Annotated in this window: 9 protein-coding genes; 5 read left to right on the top strand and 4 right to left on the bottom strand. The window is 34.0% G+C overall.

Annotated features, from left to right (window positions below; all coding sequences use genetic code 11):
• Nucleotides 1-226, top strand: a 226-nt coding sequence (locus tag CHI06_RS19875) for a VOC family protein (RefSeq protein WP_179292706.1), incomplete at its 5' end; no start/stop codon positions are given.
• 331 nt (nucleotides 227-557) lie between these two features.
• On the opposite strand, the gene CHI06_RS31130 is transcribed toward CHI06_RS19875, so the two are convergent.
• Nucleotides 558-1,091, bottom strand: a complete 534-nt coding sequence (locus CHI06_RS31130; protein WP_179292705.1) for a hypothetical protein — start codon at nucleotides 1,089-1,091, stop codon at nucleotides 558-560.
• A gap of 616 nt (nucleotides 1,092-1,707) precedes the next feature.
• Entirely contained in the window at nucleotides 1,708-2,445 is a 738-nt protein-coding gene (locus tag CHI06_RS19865) for an HAD family hydrolase (RefSeq protein WP_095250353.1), read from the bottom strand.
• 436 nt (nucleotides 2,446-2,881) lie between these two features.
• On the opposite strand from CHI06_RS19865, the gene CHI06_RS19860 reads away from it, so the two are divergent.
• Nucleotides 2,882-3,334 (top strand): hypothetical protein, encoded by a 453-nt coding sequence (locus tag CHI06_RS19860; RefSeq protein ID WP_095250352.1) that lies wholly within the window; start codon nucleotides 2,882-2,884, stop codon nucleotides 3,332-3,334.
• Nucleotides 3,310-3,960, top strand: a complete 651-nt coding sequence (locus CHI06_RS19855) for an RES family NAD+ phosphorylase (protein ID WP_179292704.1) — start codon at nucleotides 3,310-3,312, stop codon at nucleotides 3,958-3,960. The genes CHI06_RS19860 and CHI06_RS19855 overlap by 25 nt, the downstream gene beginning before the upstream one ends.
• Before the next feature lie 145 nt (nucleotides 3,961-4,105).
• Here CHI06_RS19855 and CHI06_RS19850 read toward each other — a convergent pair whose 3' ends face one another.
• Entirely contained in the window at nucleotides 4,106-4,414 is a 309-nt protein-coding gene (locus CHI06_RS19850; protein WP_257009378.1) for a glycine zipper domain-containing protein, read from the bottom strand.
• A gap of 373 nt (nucleotides 4,415-4,787) precedes the next feature.
• On the bottom strand, nucleotides 4,788-4,970 hold the full coding sequence (locus CHI06_RS19845) for a hypothetical protein (RefSeq protein WP_095250350.1): 183 nt from the start codon (nucleotides 4,968-4,970) through the stop codon (nucleotides 4,788-4,790).
• Nucleotides 4,971-5,226: 256 nt separating this feature from the next.
• On the opposite strand from CHI06_RS19845, the gene CHI06_RS19840 reads away from it, so the two are divergent.
• Both CHI06_RS19840 and CHI06_RS19835 read left to right on the top strand, forming a co-directional pair.
• Complete coding sequence (locus tag CHI06_RS19840) at nucleotides 5,227-6,015, top strand: alpha/beta fold hydrolase (protein ID WP_095250349.1); 789 nt, start codon at nucleotides 5,227-5,229, stop codon at nucleotides 6,013-6,015.
• A gap of 495 nt (nucleotides 6,016-6,510) precedes the next feature.
• A complete protein-coding gene (locus tag CHI06_RS19835) occupies nucleotides 6,511-7,332 on the top strand; it encodes a squalene/phytoene synthase family protein (protein WP_095250348.1) in 822 nt (273 codons plus the stop codon).
• Nucleotides 7,333-8,103 lie beyond the last annotated feature (771 nt).

The following is an 8,103-nucleotide window of genomic DNA, read 5'->3' as shown; positions in this document are numbered from 1 at the left end:
GGAATCTATTATAGGTAACCATGCAGGCGGGAGAGTTTTTCTCTTTTTAGGAACAGATGATTTCTGGAGAGACTATAACGAAATGACTTCAAAAGGTATTGAGTTTGTAAGAGAACCTAAAGACCAACAATATGGTACAGTTGCAGTATTTAAGGATTTATATGGTAATTTATGGGATTTAATTCAGTTTAATGAAAAGCATCCGTCTGAAAAGCGAGTAAAATAAGAATAATCCATACTATTTTTGTAATAAATTCCAGTCCGAGTAGTTTTTCTTATTATACTAAAGGTGTAAGAGTTCAAGTTCAGTAGCTGCTTCGGCAGCTTTTTTGTTTATTTCAACTAACGAAGCAGATTAGTTCAATAAGAAAATGATAAAATTGTAAGAGGAAAAGGAAGAATTAGTAAAGATGTTGAGTAATATTTAATCGTTCAATTCCCGATGTTTGTTGTAGAAGAAAAGAACCCTGCTCTTTAGAAGAATAGGGTTCTTATATTGTTTGGTAGGGGAGAACCAAACGTTATATTACTAGTTGATTTTTTATTACCAAATGGTTTCAGTTTTTATGCTCGATGACGTGTACTACTTTTGGTTCAATATTTTTTACCATTTGCTCCATTGAAAGGTTGTTTTTAGGAACATCTCCATTATTCTCACTTTGAATTTGATTCTCTGCCTGTGTTTTTGCAATAACATCAATCACTTGTTGTTTAGAAATGTTTTTAGACGCTGCAATCTCAACTACAGATTTTCCTGTTGCTAATTCTTGTTTTAATTCTTGTGCGTTTATTTTTAATAAAGAAAATAATTTTTCATCGTTTAAAAAATTATCAAAAGTATAAACAGGTTTACCATCAGAAGAAAAGAAACCTTCTACCTTAATATTTGAAGGTTTAGGTTCACCTTTTAATACTGATTGAATTTCTTTAGTAGTTGGTGCTTTTTCTGTTGTTTTATTTTGTTCAATAGATTTTACAGTTTTTACTGACTCATTTTTTTCTTTTTGAGCAGCATATGTACTGCCAGCTCCTACTAATAATGCTGCTGAGATTCCAAGTACAGTGAATAATTTTGTTTTTTGCTTTACCATTATAAAACCTCTTTTCATTTTTTTATTGGGTGTTACAAGTACAAAGATAACCCGATTATGTAAAGATGAAATAAAGATGATATAAAGTTGAAATAATATTTTTGTTTTTTTTACAACAAATTATATATGTTGTACAGAGACTTATATTAATAGAGACGAAACGATATTTATACTTTATAAACTTGATTATTTTCACTTCATTATTGAACAAACGAAGGCTTTAGTTGATGAAGTTAATAAAGATAAATATGAGGAAGAGCTCAGTTTAAAGAACTGTGCTTTTTTTACTTTAATATACAAAAAGCACCGCAAAACGCGGTGCAATTAGTTGTACATTTTCACATACATTTTTTAGAGCAAATAAAGGTTTTGTGACAGGTATCAGAACCCGTTACCTTTTTTATGATACTTTTGAGATAATTTACAAATTGGGTCTAATTTGGACGGGTGGACAGTAGTAACGTTCTAAATTAATCCACTCTACCGTGACCAAATAATGGAGTGCTTGCTATTTCAAGTATAAAAAGTACGATTATCTAGTTATATCGTACTTGGCTGGTCTAGAAAAGGAAAATTCCTCCTAGGTAAAAAACTTAGAAGGGTATTACCTATCGACTTACATTATTTGATCTTGGATACGTTTATCAATTACATCAGGAACTTTTTGAAGTGAATCTACAGTTAAAAAAGCACTACTATGATCAACGTTAACTTCAACCATGTTATATTGCCATTCACTTTCTGCTGGAATGTAGATTGCATGGATATCCATTTCCAGTGCTGGGACAATATCAGTTCTTAATGAATTTCCAACCATCCATGTTACATTAGGGTCAGCTTTAATGGTTTTTAATATATCAGATAGAGCTGTTGTATCTTTATGTTCCGAAATAAAAATGCGATGTTCAAAATATGTAGTCAATTCTAACTGGGTAATTTTTCTGCGTTGATTAGCCTCATCTCCACCTGTGTGCAAATATAATTCATGTCCCTCTTCTTTTAAACGTTGTAGCGTTTCATTCATGTATGGAATAGGTTCAACAGGTATCTCGAATACCTTAAAACCCAACTCTCTTAAATATTGGATTTCTTCTTTTTTCTTTTCCCTCCCAGTTAAGTCGCAATAGTATTTATAAGTACCAACAAATGACTCGGGAAACCGATCTGACTTTAGACCGTGCTCACTAATCGCTGCAACATCAAGTTGAAGCTGCTTCTGTTTTATATCTTCCTCTGTAATCGAGTCAAACCACGCCTTGACCTGGTCAGCGAATTCGTCTATTACTAGGTTAAAGTATCTATTACAGTATGATAATGTATCATCAAGGTTAAATAAGATGTTTTGTTTTATCATTTTTTACTCCTTTTCAAGAATATAGCTTTAACTATTGTTCCACTGCGACCAAGTTAATATTACTGATTAAAGTAAGTAATATGTCAGAGTTATTCAACTAATGAAGCAGTTTAGTTGAAGAAGGAAAATCAAATCGTATTGTTAAAAAAGGGAACCTCGAACAGTTGGAGTAGTATTAGTAAACAGTATTCCTCTATCGGGTTGATGGGCGTAGGAACAGTATAGGTTTGGATGTAGTGTTACACACTATATCTTCGGGATAACTCCAAACAAAGGATTTATCCCTATTTCTGTTATACTTGGCATAACACTGTAGATTACTGTAACTTGAAGTAATGTGAATAGGGGAGTTAAAGAATATTTAACAAACCACACGCAAATGTATGCCGACAGGTTGTATAATGGAATAAAAATCCATTAGAAGTGGTGATTTAAAATGAAATGCTGCCAATATTGTTTTGAAGATATGTACTTAATTACTAAGATTAGAGAATATGATGCGTTGGGGAATTGCGATTATTGTGATAGTGAGGAAGTATATATCATAGATATAGATGATTTAACCGAAGATTTTGAAAGGCTTTTTAAGCATTACGAAAGTACGGAACCTTATGAATATTTTCACCCTGAGATTCATGATGACCCATCGGAATTTGGTGATAGGCTCATTGAATTAATAAATGAAGATTGGAATATATTTTCGGAAAAGATTATAGGAACTGGAACTGATGAAACATTATTATTCGACATATTGAACTTTAATAAGAAATGGGACCCAGAAAGATATTTTGATCCATATAATTTATACTCAAGAATTACGCAAGCCTTTACCTTTGTTCATCCTTTAGAAGGATGGGAACAGATTTGGGAAATTTCAAGGATGAAATAAAACATTGTAATAGATTTTTTCCTGAAGCAAAAAATGATATCTTTAATGATCGAATTGATGAAATTTTAGAATATAGAACCGTATATACCGAGAAGGTGGATTTATTTAGAGCAAGATTAGGTGTACATCCTATCGGTAAAATGATGGCTCCACCAGCTAAACTAGCTACAGCAGGAAGAGCTAATCCTCGTGGAATAAGCTATTTATATTGTGCTATAGATGAGCCTACATGTATAGCTGAAATTAGGCCGTGGAAAGGAGCAACAGTAACTGTCGCTCACGTAATTCCAAAGAAGAAATTAAAATTGGTTGGTCTATTCAGTGATCCAATATCTCCATTTGATTTTGAATCGCCTTATGAAATTTTAGAAATTGATAAAATATTATCATCTTTTATTCAAGAATTAAGCACTCCTGTAGACCCAAATAAATCAGAAATAGAATATTTACCGACTCAGTACATAACGGAATTAATCAATACAAAAGGATTTGATGGTATTTTTTTCGATAGTGCAATGGGGCCGGGGAACAATGTTGTTATTTTTGATGAAAACAATGTAGACGCCAAATCCATTCAAATAATGGAGGTAAATAACATTATATACAATTATGATTTAAAAAAATAAAAGCATTTTAAAACATAGCACCCTTATGAAAAAGGATTTCATAACTTTATTTAAGAGAACCGTGTTCTAATGACTGTTTAAACACAACCTATTTCTTTTTTAAATTAAAAGGAGGGCTGAGGATTCCTCACGCCCCATAGATTTCCTACTTGTTAATAGAACCGCTATTATTGCTCCCATTACGGTTGTTACCAGTAGCATTGTTATCTCTGCCAACACTCTCGCCAACTTGGTTACCAAGCGCACCGCCTGCAAGACCACCTGCAACAGTACCAAGTGGTCCAACCATAGAACCTACCATAGCTCCCGCAGCACCGCCGCCAACCGTACCTACCGCTTCAGCAACGTCACTGCCGCCTTGGTTAGTCGCATTGTTACCAGCTTGGTTCGTTGCGTTGTTGCCACCTTGGTTTGCGTTTCCACCGTTTCGATTTCGTTCGTTATTTTGAGTCATCTATTTCACTCCCTTGTTTGTAATAAGGAAGATGCTAGCACCTTTCCCACAACATATAATGCCCAACCGAAATGGTTTTAGCCTTTTTTCTCTCTGGCTAATTTTCCACGATCTTTTATTCGTAATAAGGGTTGCTGTGACTTTTTTCTTGTTGTACTATCGATGCAGGTTAGCACAATAAGAAATATTTCTACCCTTTCCCATTGCTAAATTTTTGTGACAAAAAAAGCTAATATCAATACAAAATTTTGCAACCAGTTTGTGGAATACATAGAAAAGTCCCCCAACCGTAGCTTTGATAATGGAAGGGGGATTATTTGTGGATTAGAAGGAATCACCTTAATTAGGTAATTCGTTTTTTTTATACCCGTTATTAAGTTCCGGACGGTTGTTGATTCTGTCCTTGTACCCCAGACCCCATTCCCATCATGTTTGAGGCGAGTGGCACCATATTTTTCATTTTCCCACCATTATTTCCACTCAACATTTGATAAGCAGCAATACCAACTCCCACTGAAGCGAAAACCGGTAGAATTTTATCCATGTTTGTCTTCATTCAACATCACCTTATTTTAAGTTTATGTTCATTCCCTGAACATTAATATCTTGGCTAAAAAAAGCTTAAAAATTTAAGGTGTATGTTACCAAAACATTTAATAATAAAAAAATGCTTTAAATGGAAAAATAAGATATAAAAAAAATTTCATGTTAAAAAATAAGTGGTGATTATGATAGCAATACATATTAACCAATCTGAATAAAGGTTAAGGGTTTAAAAAATGAGATTTTAGATTATTGAGGTGTTCATATACATGCCAACTTTAGATGTGGACGGTATTAGTTTGGATTATACCGTTAAGGGAGAAGGGTTTCCTATTGTTTTTATTCATCCTCCTGTGCTTACCAGCGTGAATTTTAAATACCAATTAGAAGAACTATCCCACGAATTTAAAGTGATTACTTTTGACATTAGAGGTCATGGGAAAAGTCAGTATTCAAGCCTTCCAGTAACCTATCCTCAGATTGTAGAAGACATCAAACATCTGTTAAGTCATCTGAAAATAAAAAAAGCGTTTATATGCGGATATTCGACGGGTGGCTCTATCGTATTGGAATATTTGCTACATTCTGCCGATTGGGCTCTAGGAGGCATAATAATAAGTGGAATGTCTGAAGTGAGCGATGAACATTTAAAGAAAAGAATCTCTTTAGGAATGTCACTTGCCAATAAAGGAGCAGTTCCAGTTCTTGCGCTATCCATCTCATTTACCAATGCAAATACCCAAGAATTGTTCATGGAGATGTTCAAAGAAGCCCGAAAAGGAGATGCAAGAAATATCGAGCAATATTACCGTTATAGTTTGGATTATAACTGTACCAACCAGCTAGAAAAAATCAAATTCCCAATTTTACTTGTCTATGGGAAAGATGATACGCCATTTCATTATTCTGCGAATTTATTGCATGAAAAATTACCATGTAAGGAATTAAAGTTCATTGAACATACAAAGCACCAGATCCCTACAAAAGCTGCTAATGATTTAAATGAAATGATTAAGCATTTTATCTATACACATAAGAAGAATTCAGATAAAATCTAACCCTAATATTTATGAAGACTATATTTCTCACTATATGGATTAGGCAGTTGTATTATCCCATAAGGTACGCTGTTAAATCTTCTAACTTTTTCTATCTATAAAATAAATCGATTGGAGTAGAAAATTTGAAAATTTAGAACAAAGGCATCCATCCTACGGGGTCTTATGACTTCCGTGATTTTTTCCTTAAGATTACAGAATACAGGCTGAAATTAATCAATTTAGAGAAGGAATTTAACAAAATATACTCTTAAGCAAATATCTTTAGTCCTTCCGCAAGAAAGTTTGTGAATAATTGTACTTAAAGTAAAGGGTGCAAGAGTTAAAGATGAGGACTGCTGCGGCAATCCCTTTTCTTGTTCCACTATCCGGGCAGGTTTATTGAGTAACAAGGGCTTAAATTTTGTTTATTTTTAAATATTTTATATAGTGGGGATAATACAATTTAAAATTAAACAAATTTAGCATGTTGACAAAAAAAGGGGACAAAACAAGATGAGTAAAGCACTAAATTTACATAGAAGTGCAATAGACATGTTGATGGCGACAAGCCGGACCTTCTTTATTCCTATTAGTCATCTACCGTCAGGATTACAAGAAGCTGTTACATCCGCTTACTTATGCATGAGAGCTATTGACGAGATTGAAGACCACCCCCAACTCCGATTGGAAACCAAACATAATATATTATGTTCAATCAGCCTTCTCTTGAAAAAGCCCTTCAATAATAAGGAGTTAATGGCTTTATTTCACCCATACAACTCTCTCCTTCCGGAGGTTACCTTACGATTTGGCGATTGGATAAAGCTTTGTCCACCAACAATTGTAGCGAGCATTTCGAATGCCACATCTACTATGGCGAAGGGGATGGCGGACTGGGCTTTAAAAGAGTGGCGGATTCAGGATGAAGAAGGTTTGAATGAATACACATTTTACGTTGCAGGTTTGGTAGGAGTCATGCTCTCAGATATTTGGAAGTGGTACGATGCTGTTGAAACGGACAAGGATCTTGCTATAGCCTTCGGTCGTGGCTTGCAGTCTGTAAATATTCTTCGCAATCGTGCTGAAGATTTAGAACGAGGTGTGGATTTCTTTCCTGATGGATGGGAGTTAGAAGATATGTTTATGTACGCCCGACGTAACCTAGCATTGGCTGACGTTTATTTGGAGGATATTAAACCCGGTCCGATCCTTAATTTTTGTAAAATCCCGATAGCTCTTGCTCATGGTACACTTGATGCTTTAACAGAAGGGAAGGAAAAAATGAGTAGAGCTGCCGTAACTGAAATTGTTAGTCGAGTAATAAATAGAAAATAAGATTCTACAATATATATTTTTATCTGTGTCCTTTTTATTTTGACTAACGGATAGATGGAAGAACCCCTCAAATGGAAAAACGAAAGAAACTGTTGAGGAATATTCTAAGTTGAAAATTTAACAAATATCCTTTTCAATTTAAAAATTTTTCCCTTGTTAGACTAAAGGGTGCTTTCCTTAAGAAATGGCTGCCAAAAACGGTAGCCTTTTTCTTATTGAGCTAACTGTGCAGGTTAGTATATTATAATAAAATACAAAAAGACTAAACAAAACCCCTTGCTAACGCAGAGGGGTTAATTTTTATTTTCTTTAGCAAATTTAATTAAATCTTTTGGGTTTTTTATTTGATTTTTACCTAAACAAAAAACCAAAGTGTCTAAAAGTGGATTAGGTAATTGTTGAGTGACAATAGAGTTGTTCCGCAATCGGGCCATTATATTGAATAAGAGGTTAGATAAAACTCCACATTTTTATGCAGCAACCAGGCTTTTTCAGAAGCCAAAAACGTTGATGTGAAAAAATGTATAAAATCATGCGTGAATGATAAAAAACGAACAGACTCCAAACCCTTTAACTGTATGGGTTTGGCGTTTTGGACATCTTCCTAAATTAAGCTATTATGTTAACTGGAAATATATAGGATATACATTACTTTGTTTACTTGATATAAAAAAGCCACCCTCAAAATGATCTGCCCCTTAAATGTTAGACATCATTCTAACATTTAAGGGGTGTTTTTTATGGCTAAATTTACAGCGGAGGAAAAAATCC

This window comes from Bacillus sp. 7884-1 (genome assembly GCF_002272245.1).
Classification (GTDB): Bacteria; Bacillota; Bacilli; order Bacillales; family Cytobacillaceae; genus Neobacillus.
The sequence above is the reverse complement of the archived record's forward strand: the minus strand, read 5'-3'. Positions and strand labels throughout refer to the sequence as shown.